General features: G+C 69.7%; 20 protein-coding genes and 2 pseudogenes. 7 read left to right on the top strand and 15 right to left on the bottom strand.

Going from position 1 to position 22,623, the window contains the following annotated elements:
* Positions 1 to 14: 14 nt before the first annotated feature.
* On the bottom strand, positions 15 to 905 hold the full coding sequence (locus H3H34_RS10410; protein WP_194745204.1) for a DUF1838 family protein: 891 nt from the start codon (positions 903 to 905) through the stop codon (positions 15 to 17).
* Positions 902 to 1,453 (bottom strand): VOC family protein, encoded by a 552-nt coding sequence (locus H3H34_RS10415; RefSeq protein ID WP_194745205.1) that lies wholly within the window; start codon positions 1,451 to 1,453, stop codon positions 902 to 904. The genes H3H34_RS10410 and H3H34_RS10415 overlap by 4 nt, the downstream gene beginning before the upstream one ends.
* 72 nt (positions 1,454 to 1,525) lie before the next feature.
* Here H3H34_RS10415 and H3H34_RS10420 point away from each other — a divergent pair, with 72 nt between their 5' ends.
* Both H3H34_RS10420 and H3H34_RS10425 read left to right on the top strand, forming a co-directional pair.
* The gene (locus H3H34_RS10420; protein WP_194745206.1) at positions 1,526 to 2,344 is read left to right on the top strand and encodes an alpha/beta hydrolase; all 819 of its coding nucleotides are present in this window, start codon (positions 1,526 to 1,528) and stop codon (positions 2,342 to 2,344) included.
* A complete protein-coding gene (locus tag H3H34_RS10425; RefSeq protein ID WP_194745207.1) occupies positions 2,323 to 3,273 on the top strand; it encodes a Rid family hydrolase in 951 nt (316 codons plus the stop codon). Before H3H34_RS10420 ends, H3H34_RS10425 begins: the two co-directional genes overlap by 22 nt.
* Here the strand turns inward: H3H34_RS10425 and H3H34_RS10430 are convergent.
* The 3 genes from H3H34_RS10430 to H3H34_RS10440 form a co-directional block, all read right to left on the bottom strand.
* Positions 3,251 to 5,554 (bottom strand): TonB-dependent receptor, encoded by a 2,304-nt coding sequence (locus H3H34_RS10430; protein WP_194745208.1) that lies wholly within the window; start codon positions 5,552 to 5,554, stop codon positions 3,251 to 3,253. The genes H3H34_RS10425 and H3H34_RS10430 overlap by 23 nt on opposite strands.
* 709 nt (positions 5,555 to 6,263) lie before the next feature.
* On the bottom strand, positions 6,264 to 6,635 hold the full coding sequence (locus tag H3H34_RS10435; protein WP_194745209.1) for a hypothetical protein: 372 nt from the start codon (positions 6,633 to 6,635) through the stop codon (positions 6,264 to 6,266).
* A gap of 42 nt (positions 6,636 to 6,677) precedes the next feature.
* On the bottom strand, positions 6,678 to 8,831 hold the full coding sequence (locus H3H34_RS10440; protein WP_194745210.1) for an AMP-binding protein: 2,154 nt from the start codon (positions 8,829 to 8,831) through the stop codon (positions 6,678 to 6,680).
* 147 nt (positions 8,832 to 8,978) lie between these two features.
* Between H3H34_RS10440 and H3H34_RS10445 the strand changes: the two genes are divergently transcribed.
* Complete coding sequence (locus H3H34_RS10445) at positions 8,979 to 9,275, top strand: hypothetical protein (protein WP_194745211.1); 297 nt, start codon at positions 8,979 to 8,981, stop codon at positions 9,273 to 9,275.
* A 440-nt stretch (positions 9,276 to 9,715) separates the two neighbouring features.
* Here the strand turns inward: H3H34_RS10445 and H3H34_RS14185 are convergent, their stop codons facing one another.
* The 6 genes and pseudogenes from H3H34_RS14185 to H3H34_RS10470 form a co-directional block, all read right to left on the bottom strand.
* Positions 9,716 to 10,273 carry a relaxase/mobilization nuclease domain-containing protein gene (locus tag H3H34_RS14185; protein ID WP_408033956.1) on the bottom strand — a complete coding sequence of 186 codons (558 nt, stop codon included), beginning with the start codon at positions 10,271 to 10,273 and terminating at the stop codon, positions 9,716 to 9,718.
* A 215-nt stretch (positions 10,274 to 10,488) separates the two neighbouring features.
* The gene (locus H3H34_RS10450; protein ID WP_194751913.1) at positions 10,489 to 11,967 is read right to left on the bottom strand and encodes a TonB-dependent receptor domain-containing protein; all 1,479 of its coding nucleotides are present in this window, start codon (positions 11,965 to 11,967) and stop codon (positions 10,489 to 10,491) included.
* Positions 11,867 to 13,111, bottom strand: coding sequence for a TonB-dependent receptor plug domain-containing protein (locus H3H34_RS14030; RefSeq protein WP_194745213.1), 1,245 nt, complete (start codon positions 13,109 to 13,111; stop codon positions 11,867 to 11,869). The genes H3H34_RS10450 and H3H34_RS14030 overlap by 101 nt, the downstream gene beginning before the upstream one ends.
* Before the next feature lie 218 nt (positions 13,112 to 13,329).
* Positions 13,330 to 14,366 (bottom strand): annotated as a pseudogene (dmpG, locus tag H3H34_RS13900) (4-hydroxy-2-oxovalerate aldolase).
* Between the two features lie 111 nt (positions 14,367 to 14,477).
* Positions 14,478 to 15,017: pseudogene (locus H3H34_RS14190) on the bottom strand (hypothetical protein); the annotation flags it as partial.
* On the bottom strand, positions 14,926 to 15,264 hold the full coding sequence (locus H3H34_RS10470) for a hypothetical protein (protein ID WP_194745214.1): 339 nt from the start codon (positions 15,262 to 15,264) through the stop codon (positions 14,926 to 14,928). The gene H3H34_RS10470 and the pseudogene H3H34_RS14190, both read right to left, overlap by 92 nt.
* Before the next feature lie 141 nt (positions 15,265 to 15,405).
* Here H3H34_RS10470 and H3H34_RS10475 point away from each other — a divergent pair, with 141 nt between their 5' ends.
* The 4 genes from H3H34_RS10475 to H3H34_RS10490 all read left to right on the top strand — a co-directional run bounded on the left by H3H34_RS10475 (position 15,406) and on the right by H3H34_RS10490 (position 19,875).
* Entirely contained in the window at positions 15,406 to 16,353 is a 948-nt protein-coding gene (locus H3H34_RS10475) for a LysR family transcriptional regulator (protein ID WP_194745215.1), read from the top strand.
* A gap of 184 nt (positions 16,354 to 16,537) precedes the next feature.
* Positions 16,538 to 18,604, top strand: a complete 2,067-nt coding sequence (locus H3H34_RS10480) for an alkyl/aryl-sulfatase (RefSeq protein WP_194745216.1) — start codon at positions 16,538 to 16,540, stop codon at positions 18,602 to 18,604.
* Positions 18,605 to 18,608: 4 nt separating this feature from the next.
* On the top strand, positions 18,609 to 19,451 hold the full coding sequence (locus tag H3H34_RS10485; protein WP_207790876.1) for a hypothetical protein: 843 nt from the start codon (positions 18,609 to 18,611) through the stop codon (positions 19,449 to 19,451).
* 37 nt (positions 19,452 to 19,488) lie between these two features.
* Positions 19,489 to 19,875, top strand: coding sequence for a DUF6491 family protein (locus H3H34_RS10490; protein WP_194745217.1), 387 nt, complete (start codon positions 19,489 to 19,491; stop codon positions 19,873 to 19,875).
* A 51-nt stretch (positions 19,876 to 19,926) separates the two neighbouring features.
* On the opposite strand, the gene H3H34_RS10495 is transcribed toward H3H34_RS10490, so the two are convergent.
* From H3H34_RS10495 to H3H34_RS10510, 4 genes are all read right to left on the bottom strand, one after another.
* A complete protein-coding gene (locus H3H34_RS10495; RefSeq protein WP_194745218.1) occupies positions 19,927 to 20,160 on the bottom strand; it encodes a hypothetical protein in 234 nt (77 codons plus the stop codon).
* Between the two features lie 564 nt (positions 20,161 to 20,724).
* Positions 20,725 to 21,261 carry a hypothetical protein gene (locus H3H34_RS10500; protein WP_194745219.1) on the bottom strand — a complete coding sequence of 179 codons (537 nt, stop codon included), beginning with the start codon at positions 21,259 to 21,261 and terminating at the stop codon, positions 20,725 to 20,727.
* Entirely contained in the window at positions 21,251 to 21,520 is a 270-nt protein-coding gene (locus H3H34_RS10505) for a hypothetical protein (protein ID WP_194745220.1), read from the bottom strand. The genes H3H34_RS10500 and H3H34_RS10505 overlap by 11 nt, the downstream gene beginning before the upstream one ends.
* A 149-nt stretch (positions 21,521 to 21,669) precedes the next feature.
* Positions 21,670 to 21,936 carry a helix-turn-helix transcriptional regulator gene (locus H3H34_RS10510; protein ID WP_194745221.1) on the bottom strand — a complete coding sequence of 89 codons (267 nt, stop codon included), beginning with the start codon at positions 21,934 to 21,936 and terminating at the stop codon, positions 21,670 to 21,672.
* Positions 21,937 to 22,623: the final 687 nt, after the last annotated feature.

The raw sequence follows: 22,623 nt of genomic DNA on the forward strand, positions 1-22,623 counted from the left end.
TCCCCCCTCTCCTGTCACGCGCCGCTCCAGGCGGCGAACTCGGCGATCGTGCCCGGCCAGCGGCGCTCGGTCTCGGCGACGAAGCCCTCCGGCAGCGCCTCCAGCCGATCGAGCTTCCGGCCCGACGCGCGCCAGATGTGGTGGCCCGGCCAGTTGCCCATCATCATGAAGGGCATCCAGTCGTTCTTCATGACCCAGGTCTCGATCACGGGCACGAAGGCGCGCTTCGAGTCGAGGAGGTCGCGACGACTGAAGGTGAAGCTGCGCACCTGCATCTCGTGGCGGACGGGGCCGGTCGAGGCGACCGGGTCCTGGTCGGGCGTCACATAGGCGGGAAAGGCGATGAACTGCTCGATCGTGCACACGCCGCGGTCGCCGTCAAAGTCCCAGGCATAGACCTGCGGCGGCAGCGGCTTTGCCAGCGCCTCCTGGCCGATCCGCCCCTGCCCGGTCACCGTCCAGAGGTGCCGCATGCCCCCGCCGCCGCGGAAGTGCGGCAGCGGCCCCTCGCGCCGGGTGTAGGGGTTGCGCCAGCTCTCGGCCACGACGCCGGTCTCGGGGTCGCGGAACAGCAGCCACTCGCGCAGGCCGAGCGCGTAGCCCGTGCCGTCGGGCAGCGGGCGGAACAGGCGCGCCGCGCAGCCCTCGAACGCGAGCAGCGACCGCGCGTGCTCGCCCGGGCGCATCCCGAACATGAGGCCGCGCGCGTGGTAGAAGGCGACGCGGCCGTCCGTCCGTCCGAGGAGGCGCGCCACGGCGTGCATGTTGAACAGCGGGTCGGCGAACCGCGGGTCCGCACCGGGCGCCGCCGCCACGCGCGGCGGGCCAGCGAGCGACGCGCCGCCGAGGGCAAGACCCAGGCCGAGCATGTCGCGGCGGCCAAGGCCGTCGGAACCGTCCGTCATCGCGGATCCGGGTAGGCGAGCTCGATCGTCTCGCGCTCGGTCAGCACGAAGCGGATGCCGTTCGGGTCGATGAGCCAGGCCATGCGGTTGCGGCCCGGGGTGCGCTCAGCCTCGGGCGCGGCGAGGAGCGTGCAGCCGGCGGCCACCAGCCGGGGCACGACTGCCTCGAGCTGCGTCGTCTTGACGAAGAGCGCCGGAGCGCCTGACGCGGTCCGCCCCGCCGGGGGCGCGGCGGCGCCGCGCTCGGGCACGAGGAAGCCGAGGTTGCCGAGCGCGGTGTTGCCCGAGACCAGCACGAACAGGCGCGCCGATTCGCCTTCGCCAAGGCCGAACAGCCGGACGAGGCGCGGGTCGTTGAGGGCCGAGCCGCCCTCGTAGGCAAGCCGGAAACCGAGCACGTCGCGCCAGACGGCGAGCGCAGCCGCGATATCGGAGACGACGAAGGTGGCCCTCCACAGGGCCGAGGGACCGGGGACCGGCTGAGGCTGCGCCGCGGCCGCCGCGCTGCAAGGCCCGGCAATGCCGAGGGCGATCAGAAGCGGGAGCATGACACGCTGCAACATTTGTTGCGACAGGCTATGCCGAAGCATCCCATGGAACAGCCTGCCGGAGGAGAGAGGATGCCCGACAGGAGGACAGCGATTGGAGCCATCGCCGGGCTTGCGGCCGGGCCTGCGGTCGCGTCCGGGCGGCGGTCCGGCGCGCGGCCGCGCGCAACCTTCCTTCTCGTCCATGGCACCTGGCTCGGGGGGTGGATCTGGGCGGAGGTTGCCGATCGCCTTCGGGCCATGGGCCACCGCGTGTTCACGCCGACGCTGACCGGCTGCGGCGAGCGGCATCATCTGATCGGCCCCGAGGTGGGGCTCGAGACCCACATCCGCGACATCACCGGCGTCATCGACTGGGAGGGGCTGGAGGACGTGATCCTCGTGGCCCACAGCTTCTCGGGGCTGGCGGCGACCGGCGCAGCCGACCGCAGGCGCGCGCGGATCCGCCGGATGGTCTTCTTCGACGCGCTCATCCCGGCACCCGGCCGCATGTCGGCAGTCGCGCGCAACCCCGACGGGTCCTTGCCTGACTGGTGGATCCGCCGCGCCGAGGGCTTCGCCGGCGGCTACGCCATGGACTTCTGGAAGAGCTACCCGGTGGACATGCTGGTGCCGCCCGAGCGGGAAGACCTGGTTGCGCTGCTGAAGGCGCGCCTCACCCCGCACCCGGCCAAGGCCTGGCTCGACGAGCTGGTGCTCGAGAACGGCGGCTGGGAGGGGCTGCCGCGCACCTGCATCCGGGCGATGGCGCAGCGCTACAGCCCCTCCTCCGAGCGGATGTGGGGCCCGGCACGCGGGCCGGGCTGGGAGATGATCGAGCTGCCCGTCACCCGCATGGGGATGCTGACCGAACCGGAGATCCTGACCCGATGCTTCGCCTCCTTTGCCTGAGCCTTGCCGTCGCCGTGCCCGTGGCTGCCGCCGAGCGGCCCTTCACCCTGCTCGACGATGGCTCCGCCTATCTCGTGATGGACAACCAGTCGGCAGCCGTGCGCACCGAGGACGGGTTCATCTTCACGGCCGGCATCACCGGCATGGACCCGAAGACGCGGCGCTTCGTTGCCGACGATGCGGCAGCGCAGATGGCCGCGGCGATGGACAATCTCGAGACCATCCTGAAGGCCGCTGGCGCAACGCTCGCCGACATCGTCCAGGTGACCTTCTGGACGGCATCGCTCGACGACTATCGGGCGGCCAACCCGGTCTATGTGCAGCGCATGGGCGGGCATCGGCCGGCGCGGTCGGTCATGGGCTTCGTGCCATGGGATCCGCGGTTCCGGGTGCAGATCCAGGCCGTCGCCAAGGTCCGCCCCGCGCGGTCCGCGCCGCCATCGCCGGTGCCTGCTGCCCCGGCCGATCGCGTGCCGGCCATCTTCCCCTCGCCACCGGGCGCGGGCTGGCAGGCGCCGGCGCGGGCGGAGGCGATCGCCGACTGTCGCGAACCGGTGCTGATGCTCGTCCTCGGCGCGCTCTCCGAGCGCGGGTTCACGAAGCCCGAAGGCGCGCCCATGTCCTATGGGGAAGCGCTCCGGGCGTCGGACCTCTACGGCCGGCTCCAGGGCCACTATCTCCTCTCGGGCCGGCCCCTCGAGGTCTTCGAAGGCGACTGGACCCAGCGCGACATGGCGCTCGTCGCCGAGTTTCCCTGCCTCGAGGCGGCCCGCGCCTTCTACTGGTCGAGCGCCTACCAGGAGATCATTCCGCTGCGCGCGGGCGCGGGCGACTTCTTCCTCGGCGTGTGGCGCAAGCGCACCCCGGCCGAGATGGGCCGCCCGCCGGCTCCCGCCCCGGAGAGGCCTAGAAGCGCGCCCGGGCAGTGACGCCCGCCTGCGGCCCGCGCGGCAGCGTCCCTTCCGCGATGAAGTTGGCCGAGCGGCTGGCGGGAAGCCGCGCCCCCGGCGTCGCATCGAGGTTGAGGAAGCGGCCCGAGGCAAGGATGGTGCGGTCGTTCAGGACATTGCGCCCCCAGGCCTCGATCTCGAAGCGATCGAACGTGACCGCAGCCGCCAGGTTCACCAGCGTCTGGGCGCCGAAGCGGTCGGTGTTGAGCTCGGTGCCGTAGCGATCCCCGGTGTAGTTGAGGTCGCCGCGCAGGCGCCAGCCGAAGCCCGAGGCCAGCTGGTCGGCAAGCACGACCGAGACCGTGCCGGAATGGGCGGGAATGTAGCGTGGCCGGTTGCCGACGAGGAAGTCGCGGCTGTCCTGGCCGAGGAGGTCGAAGGCCTCGCGCGTCACGAAGCCCGGGCGATAGGCGGCGTCAAGGTAGGCGTAGTTCCCCTCGAGCGTGAGCACGGGGACGGGTCGGGCGATGAGGGTGAGCTCGAGGCCGCGGATGCGCGCATCGCCCTGGTTCTGGCGGAAGACCCGGAGCGTCGTCGGGTCACCCGGCACGGCTTCGCGGGCGCTTTCGCCGAAGATGTCCTTCCAGTCGATGTGGAAGACGGTGAGGTTCGCAACCAGCCGGCGGTCGAGCCAGGTCGAGCGGACGCCCGCCTCCCAGTTGATGGTGCGCTCTTCCCGCACCGGCTCGCCGGTGTCGGAAGCGAGGCTGGTGGCGCCGGGCCGGGCCCCTTCCGAATAGGAGCCATAGAGGTTGACGTCGGGTGCCACCCGCCATTCGAGGGTGACCCGCGGCAGGAACCGGGAGAAGCGGACCTTCTCGCGCAGCACCCGCTGCCCGGTCGCGCCCACCTGCTGGGTATCCCGGCGCAGGATCTGGTCTTCCTGCATCCGGCCCTCGGCGGTCAGCGTCACGGGGCCCAGCGTGTAGGCGAGGCTGCCGAAGCCGGCGATGTTGGTGGCGACGTCCCGGTCGGGGTAGGCGAGGCTCTGCGCGCCCTTGAGCCGCTCGAGGTCGAAGCTTTCCCGATAGTAGTTGACTCCGACCGACCAGCGCAGCCCGTCGCTGTTGGTGGAGAGGAACCGCAGTTCCTGGCTGAAGCTCTCGAAGGTCCCGAGGTCGATCGCCTGGCTTCCGGTCGGCAGCGCCGGCGTGTCGAAGACCGAGCTCACGACCCGGCTCTGGTTCGACCGCTGCTCATACTGCTGCCAGTTCCAGGCCGTGTTGGCGACGAAACGGATGGGCCCCCGTTCGAACGTGAGGCTGCCGGTTGCGATGTGCGTGTCCTGGTCGAAGCCCGGGCCCTTGGGGCCCAGGTCATCGTCGCGGATGTTGATCACGAGGTCGCGCGCGTCGAGCTTCCCGCAGACCCAGCCGATCTCGTCGAACACGCCCGGAATGCGCGGCGCCGGAATGGGCGGGCGGGCAGCGCGCTGCAGGCAGTTCTGGTTCTTGTAGCGCGAGGGGAACTGGCCGTAGGCGCCGGGCCCGTTCCTGTCGCCGACATAGAAGTAGTTGAAGCGGACCTCGAGATCGTCCGATGGGGCGAAATCGAGGCCGAGGTTTCCGGAGAAATTCTCCTCCGCGCCGTAGATCCGGCCCGAGAAGCGGTTGCGGTGCTGGCCGCCATACTGGTACCAGCTGCCCCCGGCACGAAAGCCGAGCCCGTCGATCCCGGTCGGCCCCGAAACGGTGGCGAGCGCCCGGTAGGTGTCGCGCGTGGCCGCGAACACCTCGACCAGCCCCGAGAGCTCGCTGCCGGGCCGGCGGGGCACGAAGTTGATGGCGCCCGCATAGGTCGCCCGCCCGTAGAGGGCCGACTGCGGGCCGCGGATGATCTCGAGCCGTTCGACATCGCCAAGCGGCAGGGTCTGGAGATTGGCGATGACCGGAACGCCGTCGATGAAGAAGCCGAGAACGGCGCGGTTCCGGTAGGGGTCGAACAGCGGCGAGGAGATGCCGCGCACGGCCGGACGGAAGTCGGCGCCGTTGGTGCGCGAGTCAAGGATGAGGTTGGGGGTGGCGGCAATCAGATCCGAAAGGTTGACCGCGCCGCGCTGGGCAATCTCGTCTGCCGTGAACGCCCTGACCGAGACGGGCGCATCCTGGAGCCGTTCCTCCTTCCGGCGCGCCGTGACGAGGATATCGACGATGCCGCTCCGTTCGTTGACTTCCTCTGTCGGCGTGGCGGATGCCGGAAACGCGACGGGAAGGCCCGCCACGCTTGAAAGCAGCAGGATGATGCCAGTCGTGCGCAACATTGCAGTCCCCTTGGACCTCTTACGCTAACGCAGCATAGTTTCATGCCCTCCTGTCAAAAAATGGAGCGGTGCCGCCGTGGGGCGTGGGCGGGGGGCAGGCCAAGCGAGGGCCCGACGGTCGCTCGCGGCCGCAACGGCTCGGACGCCATCGCGAGGGGGGCCGCATCGGGTGGCATGAGGAGGCGACCCGGTCATTCGGGTGGCCTTGCCGAGCCATTGGCCGTCACGCCCTCCGCGGCTGTCGGCATGTCATCGGGGGTGCCGGTTCGGAGGGCCCGGACCTCGTGCGACCTGCCACGGAAAGCTTCTTTCAAGGATGAGAGTCCGGCCCCTGGAGCGCATGCACGGATGAGACGGAGCCGGGGACGCACCGATCGTCGCGCTCGCGAAGACGGCGGAGGCGGGGGCAGAGATGGCTGATCCCGCGAGGCAGCATGAGGTGGCGAAAGCGCCGCGCTGCAACTTGAAGGTCAGAGGATGACGGCCTCGAGGCCGCTGAGACCGGGCGGCTGAGGCGACTGCAGGACGGATGCCCGGCCCGACACTCTCCTGGCCGAGCAGATCCTGCCCCGGATCGACGGTTCCTGAACCAGCCCGCCGGGCACTGCCGGCTCAGCTCAGTCAAACCCGCTGGAGGGCGGCTGGTTGCCTACCACTTGCAGGCCGGCCATGATCCGCTGGCCGCGGCCTTCGAGCCCCCGGTCCCTTCCTATGAGGGAGGCGGAGCAGGGGTGACAAGCTGCGGGTCGCGCTTGCGGAGGGCAGGCCCGCGACGGCCGCGATATCGGCCGATCAAAGCTTCCTGCAGGAACCACACACTCACACCGAATGCCAACGCCAGTACCAGCGTGATCCATGGCGCCACCACGCCAAGGCGCAATTCCATGAGGTTGATGACGATGAGATGGGTAAGATAGATGGTAAAGCTTGCCTGAGCCACGGTGACGACCGGCCATGCCAGCGGGCGCGGCAGCGGCAGCTTCGGGACGAACAGGATCACCGCCAGTGCACTCACCGCCCACGGCACATAGGTCGAGTGGCCCCCCCAATCGAGCGCGGCCAGGGCACCGCCCAGCGCCACCAGGCCGACCCGCTGCCAGCGCGCGAGGGGCAGCGTGGCCGCCTAGCCGATGGCAAGCCAGACGAGATTGGCATCAAGCGTGCGGTGCTTGAGCGCTGTCTGGTCCAACAGCAGCGCGCCAGCGGCCTTGATCGCAAGCGAAGCAAGCAGCATTTCTCCGGCAAAGCGCAGCGGTCGGGCGGCGGCATGCGCACGGACCGCGGGAATGGCGAACAGCACCACCACTGCCAGCATCATCTGCCCGGCGGCCTCAAGGAACCAGTAGGGCTCCAGCATGGAGCCGAACCGGCCGAACCAGTTGGAGACCAGCAGCAGCGAGGGCCAGTCCATCTTCCCCTTGTACAGCCCATAGACGAACAGCAGGCCAAGATAGAGAAGGATCACCCGGCCGAAGAAATCTCCGGCCACCTCAAGTCCTTTTCCGGCCAGCAGTCTCGGCTGCTGGAAGCGGCCCAGATTGAAGCCGAACAGGATCATGAGCGCCAGCGCGCCGCCGCCGAAGCTGCCCGCGGGTGCCATGTCCTTGGGAATTCCAAGTCCGGTGTGCACCAGAACCACCGAGCAAATGGCCGCCGCACGCACCACGACGTCGCTGTCCAGCCAGCGCAGGCGCCGCCGGGCGGTCCGGTTCTCGCGAGCGGCCAACTCGGCCATCGACAACTCGGGCCAATCCGCGGGCAAATCGCCGATCACGTCCTCCAGCATCAGCGCGAAGGTGACGTAGTTGAGCGAATCTCCGCCGAGGCTCGCAAAACTGTCGGTCGGCCGCAGCGCCCTCCCCGGGAACGCCTGCGCAAACACCGCGGCCACGCTTCCGGGGCGCACACCCGCGCTCGCTGCGCGGCGCTGCCGGGCAAGCTGGCGAGCGGCGCCATAATCGGGCTTGCCCGATGGCAGGCGCGGCATCGCGTCCACCGCCTCCACATGCACGGCCCCCTCCGGCAAGCCATAGCGCGCGGCCAGACGGGCGGCGAGATCGGCCGGAGGTTCGCCCGCGACCAGCACCACCAGCGCGTCATCATCGCCAGTGACCAGGGCATCGAGCCCATCGGCCTCGAGCTGTCGCTCCACCTCGTCGTGGCTGATGCGCAGGCCGAACAGCTTGGAAAACCGGTTCATCCGGCCGACAATCCGGAACAGTCCGGCGGATGTGCGTTCGGCCATATCGCCAGTGCGCAGCGCCTGCAGTTCAGAGCCGCGCGCGAGATCGTCCGGGCCCGTGGCATAGCCCATCATCACATTGGGCCCGCGGTAGACCAGCTCGCCCGGACCGTCGCCCAGATCGCGGCCCGCCTCGTCCTCCACCGTCAGCGTCCCGCCGGGGATCGGGACACCGATGCAATCGCTGTGGGTGGCGGCAAGTTCGGGTGGAAGCCAGGCGATGCGAGCGGTGGCCTCGGTCTGGCCATACATCGCGTAGAAGCGCACGCCGCGCTCCGCCGCCCATTGCGCGTAGGTTTCCACAAGCGCTGGCGGAAGCCGCCCGCCGGCCTGGGTAAGCGTTCGCAGGCTGGGCAGAAGACGGTTGCGGAAACCCGTGCGCTCCAGCAGCTCGTAGCTGTAGGGCACACCGGCCAGGTGCGTCGCCTTTTCGCGCTGGAACAGCTCCCAGAAGCCGGCGTCGGCCACCGAGGCCTCGGTGAGGATGACGGCTGCGCCCACGGCGAGGTGAGAGTTCAGCACCGAAAGGCCGTATGAATAATGCAGCGGCAGGCTGGTAATGGCCCGATCCATGGGGGCGGTGTCGAGATAGCTGGCGATGCTCGCGGCATTGCTGGAAATGTTGGTGGCCGAAAGCCGGACCAGCTTTGGGCTACCCGTGCTGCCCGAGGTTGACAGGAGGACGGCAAGATCCGGGTGGAGCTCAGGGACTCTGGCGGGTTCAGGATCCCTCACGGTCCACGCACCATAGCGGGCGATGATGGCCCGCGACGCCTCGCTGTCGGTATCCGCGAGCAGAAGGATCGGATAACCGCGCCTGAGCGCCCCGAGATAGAGGGCGATGTCTTCCGGCACCGGGCGGATTCCCAGCGCCACGAGGCAGCGCGTGGCCGGCAGGGGCGCTGCATCCGCCATGGCGGCCATTTCGGTGTAGCTGAAGCGCCGGCCATCGGCGGTGATGAGGGCGATTTGCGCCCCATGGCGTTCGAGCCCGATGGCAAGCCCGATGCCAGCCGATGACGCACCGGCATTCATCGGGCGCGTCCCGCATGAGGACGCAGCACCCTGCCCCCAACACCCCGTGGCACCGGCCGGGAACGAGGGCCGGACCTCGACCGTCGGACCCTCGGCGACGGGGCGAGGAACTTGTCCCTCGGCCTCGCATGGCGACCAGGCGGTGCCTTGATTGGCGAGGTCACCCTCCGGCACGGCCTGTTCATCCGGCCGACCGACGATGGTCTCGAGGCCGCCTGGCAGGCCACGCGCATGCAGGTCACCGGGAGGGTGCTGCGCTTGCCGCTTGCGGTCATGTCCAACAACGGAACCTCGATTCGCCGCCAGATATCAGGAACCGTGCGGCCCCGCGCCAGCCCAAGCTCCGCCACTCTCGCCGCGCATGACGTTCCTGACTTCCTCGGGCCTGCGCGTCCTGGCAACCATGCGGACGCTCTCTCACGACCCGAATACCGCAACCGGTGAGCCAATCGGAAGGGCGCAGGTGATGTCGCGGCGCCCTTCGAGAGAGGACTTCGCGGCCGCGGAGGGTGTGGTTCAAGGTCGGGATGCGTACCGCCGATGCACGCGGCAGGACAACCAGACCTGGGCGCGACGCCAGGCACTGCCCGACCCACCGACCGAAGCGGCGCCGGATCGGATCGGGACATCCCGCCCCCAGCAAGCGGCCGCCATGGAAAGGAGCGCTTTGCGCGCCCCCGGATCGCGACAGATCGGCAAGACACCGGCATCGATCAGGCGCGGGCCTGGGCGCCCGGACGGGCCGGATGGTTGCCACATCCGCACCCATCCCACCTGATGCATGCGCATCGCCGCGCGGACGGGGGCACGATCCTGCCGATGTCGCGGGGTCAGGCCGGAACGGGGATCGCCGGAAGCACGACGACCGGCGCCGGAGCCCGGCCTCAGGCCGCGCACCAGCCCTGCAATCCACTCCTCGCGCTGCTCTGCGAGACGCTCGAGAAGCAGGTCGCGATGCGCTTCGATCGCGCGCTCCCGGGCGGGGAAGTCGCGCGGGGGCTCCCCGGACTCCGGGTCACGCGCACGGTTACGCGTTGCCTCCGCCACCCCGGCCGGCGGGCCGAGGCGGCGCTCGGGGGTGGCATGCGCGCAGTCCCGGCCGAAGTCGGAGGCCTGCCACGCGGAGCCGGAGCCGTCGGTCGCAACCAGCCGCAGGCCCCAGCCGCCCTTCGGCCTGGGGGTGAACTCGGGGCGCAGGCCGAGGGCGACGAGGCGCCACCTGCCGGTCGCGTGCCGCAGGTCACGCGATCGACGCGACACCGGACGATGGAACAGTGCGGATGGCCGGTGGCGCCGTGGGCCGCGCAGACCGCCTGCAGCCCGTCCGCGCCGATATTCTGCAGGATCCAGAGGTTCAGCTCCTTCCACCCGGACGGTGCGAGCGACTCCGAGGCCTTCAGCGAGCCGATGAGGTGAGCGATGCGCGAGTCTTCGAACCGCACTGCGAGGGGTTGGGGCGTGATCGCGTGGCATCAGGAGGCGCCCCTGTCGTTGCGCAGGCCTCGCCGAGCCATTGGCCGACACGCCCGCCGCGGCAATCGCCATCGACATGGAGCTGGCCGTTCGGAGGGCGCGGAGCCCAGGCCCCGGGGCTCGGCCTGAGGATTGCGTGCCTGACGAAAGGGGGGGGCGCGCCCCCGGCCAGGACGTGCTCCCGTCAGAAGCTGACCACCGCACCCACGCCCGAGGTCCGAGGCGCGCCGACGAGCCGGACGGCGCCATTCCGTTCGGGGAAGGAGATCCCGTTCGTGAGGTTCCGGCCATGGGCGTCGACGTCGAAGCCGGCGGGGGTCGTCAGGTCATGGCGCAGGTTGAGGAGCGTCTGGCCGGGAGAGATGGTGTTCGGCTGCGCGTTGCGGCGCTTCGATTCCTCCCCCCGATAGGCGAGCGTGAAGCGCGTGCGGCCGCGCCAGCCGCGCCCATGGTCCATCGTCGCATCGACAGCGGCATTGAGCGTCCACCTGGGCGCGCCGGGCAGGCGATCGCCGACGGTCGAAGTCACGTCGGCCACATGATTGAAGATGAAGGACAGGATCTCGGTATCGGGGAAGGTCGCCCCGACGTTCACGTCGAGCGACTCCGTTTCGCCCCTGAACAGCCTCGCCGCGACGCTGCCTTCGACCCCGCGGGAGAGGGCACGGCCAACGTTGGCCCGTCCGTTGGTATCGTTGGACAGCCGGGTCGTGGCCTTGAGATCGCGGAACCGGTCGTCGAAGGCATCGCGCGTCAGCCTCAGCCAGCTGTTCGTGTCGCGCACCCCCGCTTCGAGGGCACGGACATGCCCGGACGTGAACGGCAGCGTCTCCTCGATGGTGAACATGGAGGTGCCATCGAACCCGCGGCCGCGATAGCCCGTTCCGGCCGAAGCGAACAGGCGCAACGTCTCGGTCGGTTTGAGCTGAGAGCTGACCCGGCCGGACACATCGTCGTCCGCGAACCGCCCGCTCCACGCGAACGGGCTGGTGGTCCCGAACCTGCCGGTGAAGGTGCTGATGCCCCACGGGTTCAGATCGATGTTCGCACCATCGAAGGAGGCGTGGTCGCGCGTGTCACGCAAGCCTCCCATCAGGCGCAGCCAGCTCGCGACTTCGGCATCGAGCTGGCCGAATGCCGCGCTGCTCCTCCGGGTCTGGCGATAGGGGAAGATGGAGATCGGGCGGACCGCGAAGCTGGTCCATAGACTGGCGAAGGCGATCTTGTCATCGATGTGGAACAGGCCCACTACCCGGTCGACCTTCGCGCCGCTGCGGTCCGAAAGCCGTGCCTCGACCGAGGCCTGGCGCAGACTTTCGGTGAAGTCGAACTGGAACTGCGGATCGGGCGTGCCATCGCCGTTACTGCCCGACGTCTGGTCCGCCCACTGGATGTTGACAGGCACGGTCAGTTCGACATTGTCGCCGAAGGCCTGCTGGAGCCTGCCCGTTTCACCGTAGATGTCGATGCTGTGGCGGACATAGCGGGTGGGGAAGAACCTGCACGAATTCGAGTCCTCGCCGGCATTGAAGATGCTGCTGTCGCGGCTGCGTTCGATCCGGTCATGGGGCTGCGTCTCGCCGCGATTGCGGCTGCCGAAAAGCCGAAGCGACAGCTGGGTCCTGGTCAGGAACCTCGGCCGCGACCGTGAGCCGGCCGGCAAGGATGCTGGTGTCACCCCAGCCGGATCGGCGAGCGGGATCGGTGATTGCCGGGACCTGCAGCTGCGGAACGCCGCCGACGGCGAGCTGGAACCCGCTGAGAAGGCCGGCGCCCTCCCCTTGCATGAAGCCACTGCCCCCTTGGGCGAGCACGGCGAGGCGCACGCCGATCCGGCCCGAGACAGGCCTGCCCGCGGCCGCCCGAACGCTCCAGCAATCGAAGCGTCCGACTTCCGCCTGGACCTCGCCCTCGAAGCGATCACTTAGCGTGCGGGAAATCGCGTTGATGACACCGGCCGTGGTGTTGCGTCCGTTGAGCCTGCCCTGCGGCCTTTTTGGCACCTCGATCCGCTCGAGATCGAAGAGCGGGGTGGAAAGATGGAGATTGGACGTCCGGTAGATGCCGTCCACATGCAACGCCACCGAAGGGTTGCCGTTCGGCTTGCAGTCATCCGCACCGCCGATCCCGCGGATCGTGAGAAGCCCGTAGTTCACACCACCGACAGCATAGTTGATCGACAGGCGGGGAATCTCATTGACGAGATCGGAGAAACTGGCGACGCCGCGATCGGCAGCTTCGCTGCCTGCGAGCACCAACACCGCCAGCGGCATGTCTTCGATCCGCTGGCAGCGTTTTTCGGCCGTGACGAGGAGTTCCGGCGTTTCGACCGGGAGCGGCCAGGATCGGACCATCCTCGGCGAGCACAAGCACGAACCTGGCTCGCCGGTCCTGCGCGCCTCGAGCCGAGTTCCTGCGACAAGACGCAACGGGGCCTCCCCCACGTCCATCATGCCGCTGATCGCGTTCCCTGTGCGACGTCGGGCCACCGCCCCGGCGAGCGTCTCGCCGTCGAGGTCGAGACGCCCTTCGCGCCAGGCGGTCGTCCGAAGGATGTCGCGCGTCGAGAGCTGCTCCGCGTCCAGCGTCGCAGGGAAGCAGCCGTTGCGGCCGGGGCGCACCCTCTGCCCCGCCAGAAGGCTCCTGCGCTCGGACGGGCTCTCCACCAGCACCTTGCCTTCCGTCACCAGCACCTCAATCTGCCCCGCTGCACGGTCGTCGAAGACTTGGAACTCGGTGCCAATGTCGGTCATGGCGATGCGCCCCACCGGGACCTTGAAGGGCCGGTCGTCTTTGGCGGCGCGCAAGATCGCCCAACCGTTGTCGAGCCGAATGAGACGAGGGGGGATTCATCTCGGAACGAATTCGCCAGTGTCGTCAGAGTGTTCGTCCCCTGGCCCCGAACCTCCCCCACAAGTTCCTCCACAGACGGCAGGGGTCTGGCGAGTGGGTGGCGCAGGCTGGTTCGGGGTGGGATTGCCGGAGCGCGCGACCCGCCAGCCGCGACCTCGGCCTGTCCCGGCGGTCAGCGCGCCTCGCGCGCCTTCAGCATGTCAAGCGCCACGTCGACGATCATGTCTTCCTGGCCGCCGACCATCTTGCGGCGGCCCAGTTCGACGAGGATCGCGCGGCTGTCGAGGCCATCTTCGGCGCTGGCCTTCTCGGCGTACCTGAGGAAGCTGGAATAGACCGCGGCATAGCCGAGCGTGAGCGTCTCGCGGTCCACCTGCACCGGGCGGTCCTGGAGCGGGCGGACGAGCTCCTCGGCCGCGTCCATCAGGGCGAACAGGTCGCAGCCGTGGGTCCAGCCCATGCGGTCGGCTGCGGCGATGAACACCTAGAGCGGGGCGTTGCCGGCGCCGGCGCCCATGCCGGCGAGGCTGGCGTCGACGCGGATCGCCCCGTTCTCGACGGCGACGATCGAGTTGGCGACACCGAGCGACAGGTTGTGATGCGCGTGGACGCCACGCTGGGTCTCGGGCTTCAGCACCCGGTCATAGGCCTGGAGCCGCGCGGCATACTGGTCCATGGTCATGGCCCCGCCGCTGTCGGTCACATAGACGCAGTGTGCGCCATGGTCCTCCATCAGCTTGGCCTGCTGGGCGAGCGCCTCGGGCGGGCTCATGTGGCTCATCATCAGGAAGCCCGAGACATCCATGCCGAGCTTGCGGGCGGCCTCGACGTGCTGCTTCGCCACGTCCGCCTCGGTGCAGTGGGTCGCGATCTCCTGACCGCGCGCACGCCCATCTCGTGCGCGTGCCTGAGGTCATGGACCGTGCCGATGCCAGGCAGCAGCAGGGTGGTGAGCACCGCGCGTTCCAGAACGTCTGCAACCGCGCCGATCCAGTCCCAGTCGCGATGCGCTCCGAAGCCATAGTTGAAGCTCGAGCCCGAAAGCCCGTCGCCATGCGCGACTTCGATCGCGTTCACCCCGGCGCGGTCGAGCGCCCGGGCGATCGCGCGGACATGCTCGAGGCCATGTTGGTGGCGGACCGCGTGCATCCCGTCGCGCAGTGTTACGTCCTGGATGTGGAGCTTCTCGCGCGCCGGGTCGAAGCTCATGCCATCACGCCTTCCCGCATCCGGACCGCCATCTCGATGGGGTTCAGGGCCGGGCAGAAGGCGCGGCAGGCAGAAGATCTGGGCACGTTTGGCGGCAACGGCTTCCCTGATGCCCGGGAGCTTGTGCGCGGGGAGGTTGTCGAGCACGACGACATCGCCGCATCTCGGCGTTGGCGCCAGCACATCGCGGACACGGGACCTGGAGGGCGTCGCCGTCCAGCGGCCCGTCGAGCACGGGGAGGCGGTCAGGGCGCTGAGCGGGAGGCCCGTGATGAAGGTCATGGTCTTCCCGTGGCCGAACGGGACGGTATCGCGGCAGCGCGCGCCGACCGGCGCCCGGCCATGGAGCCGGGCGATCCTGGTGTTGACCCTGTTCGGCGGGAACGCCGTCCACTGGACGCCTTTCCGATCCGCCTCACCGTCGAGAACGACCAGTGCCTCGGGGTCGGTGGAGGGCTGGGCCGCCTTCCAGGGCCTCCGCCTTGCGGCCGCGTCGGGACGACTCTCCTCGGCCGCGCGCAAGTCTCCTGGCACGACAGGCGCCCCCGGCGACCAGCCTTCAACTTGCGATCGTGCCCAGTCGCACCCCTTGGGCCTCGAGACGCCAGGCCTGCGCCTGCGCCAGCGCGATCCCGGGCGTTGCCACCACATGCGCCCGCAAGGCTGCCTGCTGTGCCGGCGTCAGTGTCCGCGGCTTGTGGCCCCTGTTGGCGCTGGGAGCTGCGCTCCCGGTCAGCCGTCGCCGGATCAGCGCCCTGGAGATGTCGGCCAAGCTCACCCCGAACAGCGCCGCCGCCCGCCGAGCCGCCATCCCGCCAGCCACCGCCGCCGAAACCCGATCTCGCAGATCCTGCAAACGAAACTGTCCTCGCTCCCCATCCAGCCGCTCCTCCATCATCAGGAGCCGCCCATGACTCGCATGGAATCCGCCAAGGGAACCCCGATGCCGATTCCAATCAGCGCAAAACCGCTCTAGACTGTTCGAGGCCTGTACGCTGTTCTGGCAAGATGTTGTCATTCCAGATCCAGGCATGGGCGGATGCAGGCACAGGCGGAAATTCCGGGCATGGAACGTTACAGTCCTCTTTCCGCGCACTGGGTGGATTCCCGGGATTTCGCGGTGCTGTTGGCGGTGTGCGACGCGGGAAGCATCCGCAGGGCGGCAGCCGGGCTCGGACTTTCACCGGCCGCAGTGAGCAAGGCGGTCCGTCAAGTGGAAGCGCGGCTGGGTGGGCCGATCTTCGAACGTTCGACAGCCGGAATGATGTCCACGGTAGCCGGGCGCGATCTGCTGGAAGCCGCGCGGCAAGCGCTCCACCAGCTCGACACGGCGCGGCAGTGCTTTCAGCAGCGGGCAAACATGATCGAGGGTCAGGTGCGGGTCGGGGTGGGGCCGATGGCTGCTGGCGTGCTGGCCAGCGAGCTTCTCCCCGAGGCTGCCCGGCGATGGCCCGGAATTCGGATCCATGTTGAATGCTCGATTCCGGCCACCCTGATGGGGGGTCTGAAACAGGGATCCAGCGACATCGTGATCTGCGCGCTGGAAGATCAGGACGTGCCTGCCGGGTTCGTCGGGCACCGCCTTCAGGTGCTGCAATCGGTCGTCCTCGCCGCTCCCTCCCATCCCCTGGCCGGACGCCCCGTGCTAGACTGGCCAGATATCGCCGGCTTCGACCTCGCCGGTTTCGGCTCCAACAGCCGCTTCCTGAACTGGTATCGCGAGCGCGTGGGGGTCGAAGCCCGCCTGCCATTCATCGTTACGGATATCGAAAACCTCGCGCAGACCGTGCTGCGGTCCGACCTCCTGCTCTTCGTATCGAGGCGCATGGCCCAAGGCCTCGGGTCCAGATACGGGCTCATACAACTTCCCCTGCCTGGCCCGCCGTTCCGCCACGAAGTGCATTGCACCGCCCCCCGCGAGGCGTCACCCGCCGTCGCGGCCATCGCAGCCCTTATCCGAGAGACGATGCTTCTCATCGAGGAGTGACACTGCCGTTTCCCTCGAGTTGACGCCCTGTCAGCGAAATGCGTCTATGCAGACACCGTGCCTGACCGGCATGCCCGAACGCTCCGCCGACCAAGGATCGGCGGCACATGAAGGCAGGCAGGCGATGAAGAACACGGGACACTGGCGAAAGCGGCTTCTCTCAGCGGTTGTGCTGCCCGGGCTGATGGCGGCTCCCGTTCTGGCAGGGGAAGGCCAGACGGTGGCGCCTGCGGCCAACCCCTTGGTGGATCCCAATGCCTTCCAGAACCGGCATTACCACCCCAAGGGCAAGCTGCCGTCGGCGGCCACCCTTGCCCTGCGCGAGCGGGCCGCGCGCGAGCTTCCCTTCGCCGACCGGCGCGACTTCGAGGAGGCAACCCGCGGCTTCATCGCGCCGCTGCCCTCCAACACGGTGATGGCCGATGCCGGCCACATCGCCTGGGATCTCGAGAGCTACAAGTGGCTCCTCCAGGACCGGGATTTCACGTCCATCCACCCCTCGCTGCAGCGGATGGCCCGGCTCAACATGAACGCCGGCCTCTACGAGGTGCTGCCCGGCCGGATCTACCAGGTGCGCGGCCTCGATCTGTCGAACATCACCTTCGTCAAGGGCGAGAAGGGCTGGATCGTCTTCGACCCGATGATCACGCGCGAGGTGGCCCGTTTCGCGCTCGATTTCGTGAACGCAAGGCTGGGCCGGCGGCCGGTGACGGCGGTGGTCTATTCCCACAGCCACATCGACCATTTCGGCGGCGTGCGCGGCATCGTTGACGAGGCCGATGTCCGCGCCGGCCGGGTCGAGATCATCGCGCCGGAAAACTTCATGCGCGAGGCGATTTCCGAGAATGTGTTCGCGGGCAACGCAATGACCCGGCGCAGCCGCATCCAGTATGCCGTGCTGCTCCGGCGCAGCCCCTTCGGCCATGTGGACCAGTCGCTCGGCAAGAATGCCTCGGCCGGAGTCCCCACCCTCCTCGCGCCCACGCGGGAGGTGAAGAGGGACATCGAGGAAATCACGGTCGATGGCGTGCGAATGGTGTTCCAGAACACGCCCAACACCGAGGCCGTGGTCGAGATGAACACCTGGTTTCCCGACTGGAAGGCTTTCTGGGCGGCCGAGAATGTGACCGCCACGATCCACAACATCTACACGCTGCGCGGCGCCCAGATCCGCGACACCCACAACTGGGCGAAGCAGATCAATGCGGCCATGAACCTCTTCCCCGACATGGAGGTGATGTTCGCTTCGCACCACTGGCCGCGCTGGGGCAATGCGCGAGCGCTCGAGGTGCTGAAGGCGCAGCGCGATGCCTACACCCACATGCACCAGCGGACCCTTCACCTCGCCAACCGGGGCGTCACGATCAACCAGATCCACAATGTCTATGAGGTGCCGCCGTCGCTGCGGCAGCAGTGGGCGGCGCGCAGCTATCATGGCGCGGTCAGGAACAATGTTCGCGGCATCATCCAGCGCTACCTCGGCTTCTGGGACGGAAACCCAGCCAACCTCGATCCGCCCAACCCCACCGAAATCGGGCCGCTGTTCGTTGAGATGATGGGCGGCGCCGGGCGGGTGATCGCCCGGGGGCGCGAGCTGAACGCGGCCGGCCGCTATCGCGAGGCCGCGCAGATCCTGCAGCATGTCGTCTATGCCGAGCCCGGCAACCAGGAAGGACGCGACGTGCTGGCCGACGCCTTCGAGCAGCTCGGCTACCAGGACGAGAGCACCTCGTTCCGCAACTCCTATCTGCAGCTGGCAGCCGAACTTCGCAGCGGCATGTCGGAAGGCGCCGCCCCGAGCTCGAACAGCCCCGACGTTGTCAGTGCGATGACCACGGCGCAGTGGCTCGACTTCCTCGGAATCAGCATGGACGCGCCAAAAACTCGGGGCTGGGCGTGGACCGTGAACCTCATCACGCCCGACAATGGCGAGCGCTTCAAGATCGAGATGTCGAACGAGACGCTCTCCAGCATCCAGGGCTTCATCGATCCGAAGGCAGCGCTCACCATCACGCTCAACCGCGCCGACCTCACCCAGGTGATGCTGGGTGCCAAGACCTTCGAGCAGCTCGAGCAGGAGGGGCGGGTCCGCTTCGAGGGCGACCGCACGCCCTTCAACCAGCTTCGCTCGGTGCTGACCGTGTTCACGCCCGACTTCGAGATCTTCCCCGGCACGCGCAATGCCCGGCCTGTCCCCTCGGGCGTGAAGCCCTTCCAGTTCGCGCTGAACCCGCTGACGATCGCGGAATAGGCCCATGCCCCCTGTCCCTGTTGCGCCCGGACGGCCCCGCCGGGCCGGCCTTGGCCTCGGCCTCGCCGCCCTGCTGGTCGCCGTCGCGCCCGCGGCCGCCGGGGAGGGGCCAGAGGGCGGCGATGCCGGTCTCGCGCTCCAGCTCTCCAACCCCGTCGCCGCGCTCATCTCGGTTCCGATCCAGCAGAATTTCGATTTCGGGCTTGGCGCCGACGGCCGCGGCCGGACGAGCCGGACGAACGTCCAGCCGGTGATTCCCTTCCGGCTCAACGACGACTGGTCGCTCATCTCGCGCACCATCCTGCCGGTCGTCGGGCAGGACGGGGTGACGGCGCCCGGCGCCAGCCAGTTCGGCCTTGGCGACACGGTGCAGAGCCTCTTCCTCTCGCCGCGCCGCGCCGGCAGGCTCATCTGGGGCGCGGGGCCGGTGTTCCTGCTGCCCACCGGCACCGACCGGGCGCTCGGCACCGGCAAATGGGGGATCGGTCCCACGGCCGTCGTGCTCCGCCAGTCGCCCAATGGCGTCACCGTCGGGATGCTCGCCAACCACATCTGGTCGGTCGCCGGGTCGTCGAGCCGCGCCGACGTCTCGGCGACGCTGCTCCAGCCCTTTGCCACGCTGACGACGCGGCAGGCCACCACCTTCGGCTTCAACCTCGAGGCCGCGCGCGACTGGGAGCGCGACCAGTGGATCATCCCCGCGAACCTGTCGGTGGCGCAGCTCGTCAAGCTGGGTCGCCAGCCGGCCCAGATCGGCGGCGGGTTGTGCGACTATCTCGAGTCGCCCAGCGGCGGCCCCGACTGGGGCTTCCGCCTCAGCCTCACCCTGCTGTTCCCGGCCGGCTGATGGACGCGGCCGGCAAGCGGCGCGCCCGGAAATGACCATGGCCGATCCCAGACAGCTTGCCCTCCCGCTCGCCGCCCTCCTGATCGCCGGCTGTACGACCGGCGGCGAGAACCCCGTCGACACGACGGTCTGGGTGGCAAACGGCGATCCCGTCACCTGCATCAGCCGCAGCCGGATCCGGTCGGTCCGGGTCATCGACGACCAGACGATCGACTTCGAGATGAACAGCCGGCAGCGCTATCGCAACGAGCTGCCCTTCCGCTGCTCGGGCCTGGGCTTCGGCTCGACCATCAAGCACCGCAGCCGCACCTCGCAGCTGTGCAGCGGCAGCACCTTCACCGTGCGCTCGCTCGGCGCAGCCCCCGTCGGTCCCCGCTGCTCCCTCGGCCGGTTCCAGCCGCTCGTCCGGGCCGAGGCGCCCTGATGCGCCGCCGCCTCGACGACATCGGCGAGCAGCGCGTCCGAGGGGCGCGCCTCACAGCAGCGGCTCACCCGGGGTCACGCCCAGCCAGCTCGCCACGAACAGCAGCACATGGGTGATCTGCACGAACAGCCGGGTCCGGTCCATGGTGAGGTGAAGGGGGATCTCGTTTTCGTCCGAACTTCCCTGCTGCACCAGCGCCATGAGCAGCGGCTCCACCGGCCGGAAGGCAATGTCGATGGCGATCGCCGGCACGAAGATCACCCCCCCAACATCAGTGCCTTCCACGCCATGAACCCGACGAGCGGCCCGCCGGCCTGCAGGCTCGCCGCCCCCAGCCTCAGGTAGAACAGGGCAAGGGCCCATTTTGAGCGGCTCCTTGATGCGCCTGACGGCCTCCGCGCGCGGCGCCCCCTCGGCCAGATGCGCCCTCCACACCAGCGACAGCCAGACGAGCCCGATTGCAACGCCCACCGGCAGCAGCCAGCCCGGCATGTCCGGCCACCGCCCGACCCGCTTCGGCAGCGCGAGGCTGGAAGGCACCATCAGCGCCCAAACGGTCCGCGGCCCCCCAGGGCAGACGCGGCTGCGGTCTGCGGCGCGGACCGCGGGGCGGACACGCGGAGGGACGCGACCGGGGGTTCGGGACCGCGCCCCGCCCCGGACGCCCCCGCAGGCGCAGGGGCGGACCCGACCCCGGACGCCGGAGCGGGCCTCGCCATAAACACGGTCGAGGACGTCGCCGCGGACCGGCGGGGGCCACCGGCGGCGGACGGCGGACCGGACGCTCCCGCGGGCACCGGCACGGACATGGGGGCGGACATCGGGGCAGGCCGGGCGCGGGCGCGGGCCTCACGAGGGCTCCTCCGCGTCGTCGTCGGGCGCGTCGAACAGGTCGGGCTGGCGGTCGGCAGGCCGGAGCGGTCCGCCCGGCTCCACCGCCTCCCCGGGGCCGGGAGACCCGGGCCGATCGCCACCAGCCGCGGCATCGCGCGCTGCCGAACCCTCCGCCTGGCTCGAGCCGGGAGCGGCGGAGGCCTCCGCCTGCGGGCCCCCGTCGGCACGGGAAGCGGCATCGGGGCCGGCGCCCTCGGCGAGCATCTTCGCGACGGTCCGGCGGAAGTGGTCGCGCCCGCAGGCGATGATGCCTTCCCTGGTCAGGATGCCGTGCGCGTCCGCGACCCAGTCGGCCGGGCGGCGCTCGCGCATCTCGGCGATGGCCTCGAGATAGGGGCGCAGCGCGGCCTCCGTTGCCCCGGGCGGCGGCGTGCAGGCCTCGCGCAGCTGGGCGAGCACCTCGGGCCGCGCCGTGCCCTCCGACGCATCCGCCGGCGGCACGCCGCGGCGCCTGCGCGCGCCAGCCGGACGGTCGGGCCGGTCAGCCGCCATGGCGTTCGCGCTCCCGCAGCCGCGCGGCGATCCCGCCCCAGCCGAGGCCTTCCTCCACGCGCCAGCGGCGGATGAGGGCCATGAGCTCCTCCCGCTCCACCTGGGCCTCGGCCCCGCCCCTGGCGGGTGTGCGCCCGCGGCGACGGGCCGGCTCCAGCGCCGCCAGCGCCGCCAGCGCCGCGGCAAGCCCGGCGGCACGGGCGCCGGGCTCGGGCGGCGGCAGGGCCCGGGCACCCGCGGCACCCGCTCCCGGTTCCACCGCCGGCGGAGCTGCATCGCGCAGACGAACGGGAGGAAGGGGCACGGCAGACGCTTCCGGCACGGAGAGCCGCCCGCACGCAGATGCCACCGCCGGCGCGCGGCCCGGCCCGCCGGCGCCGGCCCCTGCGCTCGGCCCGTCGCGGCCCATCACCGCCTGCGCCTCCGCGAAGGGGGCCGGGCCGGCCTGGTGCTCGTGCCCGCGCGCTCGCGCAGCCAGCGCGCGATGGTGCTGGCGGGCCAGCCGACCCGGCCGGGCGAGAGCCGCGTCTGCTGAGGGAACCAGCCTTCGGCCATCCCGCGGTAGATCGACGCGCGGGAGAGCGAGGTGAGGGCGACGACCTCGAAGATGGTGAGGATCCGGTCGGGGATCGAACCCGCGGCCGCGGGGGCGGAAAGATCAGTACTGTCGAGCATCTCGGCATCCTTTCGTGAAGGTGCCCAATTGTTTGGCAGTCAGAGCGACAATTCAAGGGCACGATCTCATCTTCGCACAGAGCCTGCTCGATCCCAGACGTGGTTTGGGGGAAAAGGGAGACAGACCATCTCTGCATGAAGACTTCGGAGAACTCTCCTTGTGCACTCAACAGGAGCAGAAGATCTGTCGCATCCATTGCTGAGTCGACGTGAAAATGACTGGCACAGAACCACGTGATTGTCTCACGCATCCGCGGCAGAACGTCGCAGTCAGGCCGTGAGGCCGGATAGGCCCCGGGAGACCGAGAGCGCAGTTCGCCTTAAGCAAGCCCGACTCGCGCCAGCGCCGGCCTCATCCCCCTGGCGCGCAGCCCGCGGACCAGCGCAGCCTCGCGCCAGGGAGGGCTGCAACTCCTCCATCCGCGATCCCGGGCAGCCCGCGGCATGGGCAAGCTCCGTCGCGGCCGCCCTCGTCCGGGCCTTGCGCATCCGCTTGCCCCACAGCCTGCCCGATCCCGCCCGGGGATGGCTCTTCCGGGGCCGGATCGGGACCCCGAGAGCCGATGACCCCGAGACGCCAAGGCGGACGCCGAGGTGAAGGACCGGAATGCGGGGACGGTCAGTACCGCGCCGCGCTCAGGCGCCCGTGGCGACCCCCTCGTGCGCGGGCATCGGCACGCGGCCGGC

Source organism: Thermaurantiacus tibetensis (assembly GCF_015354055.1).
GTDB classification, from domain to species: Bacteria; Pseudomonadota; Alphaproteobacteria; order Sphingomonadales; family Sphingomonadaceae; genus Thermaurantiacus; species Thermaurantiacus tibetensis.

Excerpts from the sequence above, each read along its gene's own strand:
- H3H34_RS10410 (WP_194745204.1), bottom strand. The coding sequence starts at position 905 with ATGACGGACGGTTCCGACGGCCTTGGCCGCCGCGACATGCTCGGCCTG.
- H3H34_RS10415 (WP_194745205.1), bottom strand. The coding sequence starts at position 1,453 with ATGCTCCCGCTTCTGATCGCCCTCGGCATTGCCGGGCCTTGCAGCGCG.
- H3H34_RS10420 (WP_194745206.1), top strand. The coding sequence starts at position 1,526 with ATGCCCGACAGGAGGACAGCGATTGGAGCCATCGCCGGGCTTGCGGCC.
- H3H34_RS10425 (WP_194745207.1), top strand. The coding sequence starts at position 2,323 with ATGCTTCGCCTCCTTTGCCTGAGCCTTGCCGTCGCCGTGCCCGTGGCT.
- H3H34_RS10430 (WP_194745208.1), bottom strand. The coding sequence starts at position 5,554 with ATGTTGCGCACGACTGGCATCATCCTGCTGCTTTCAAGCGTGGCGGGC.
- H3H34_RS10440 (WP_194745210.1), bottom strand. The coding sequence starts at position 8,831 with ATGAATGCCGGTGCGTCATCGGCTGGCATCGGGCTTGCCATCGGGCTC.
- H3H34_RS10470 (WP_194745214.1), bottom strand. The coding sequence starts at position 15,264 with ATGATGGAGGAGCGGCTGGATGGGGAGCGAGGACAGTTTCGTTTGCAG.
- H3H34_RS10475 (WP_194745215.1), top strand. The coding sequence starts at position 15,406 with ATGCAGGCACAGGCGGAAATTCCGGGCATGGAACGTTACAGTCCTCTT.
- H3H34_RS10480 (WP_194745216.1), top strand. The coding sequence starts at position 16,538 with ATGGCGGCTCCCGTTCTGGCAGGGGAAGGCCAGACGGTGGCGCCTGCG.
- H3H34_RS10485 (WP_207790876.1), top strand. The coding sequence starts at position 18,609 with ATGCCCCCTGTCCCTGTTGCGCCCGGACGGCCCCGCCGGGCCGGCCTT.
- H3H34_RS10490 (WP_194745217.1), top strand. The coding sequence starts at position 19,489 with ATGGCCGATCCCAGACAGCTTGCCCTCCCGCTCGCCGCCCTCCTGATC.
- H3H34_RS10500 (WP_194745219.1), bottom strand. The coding sequence starts at position 21,261 with ATGGCGGCTGACCGGCCCGACCGTCCGGCTGGCGCGCGCAGGCGCCGC.
- H3H34_RS10510 (WP_194745221.1), bottom strand. The coding sequence starts at position 21,936 with ATGCTCGACAGTACTGATCTTTCCGCCCCCGCGGCCGCGGGTTCGATC.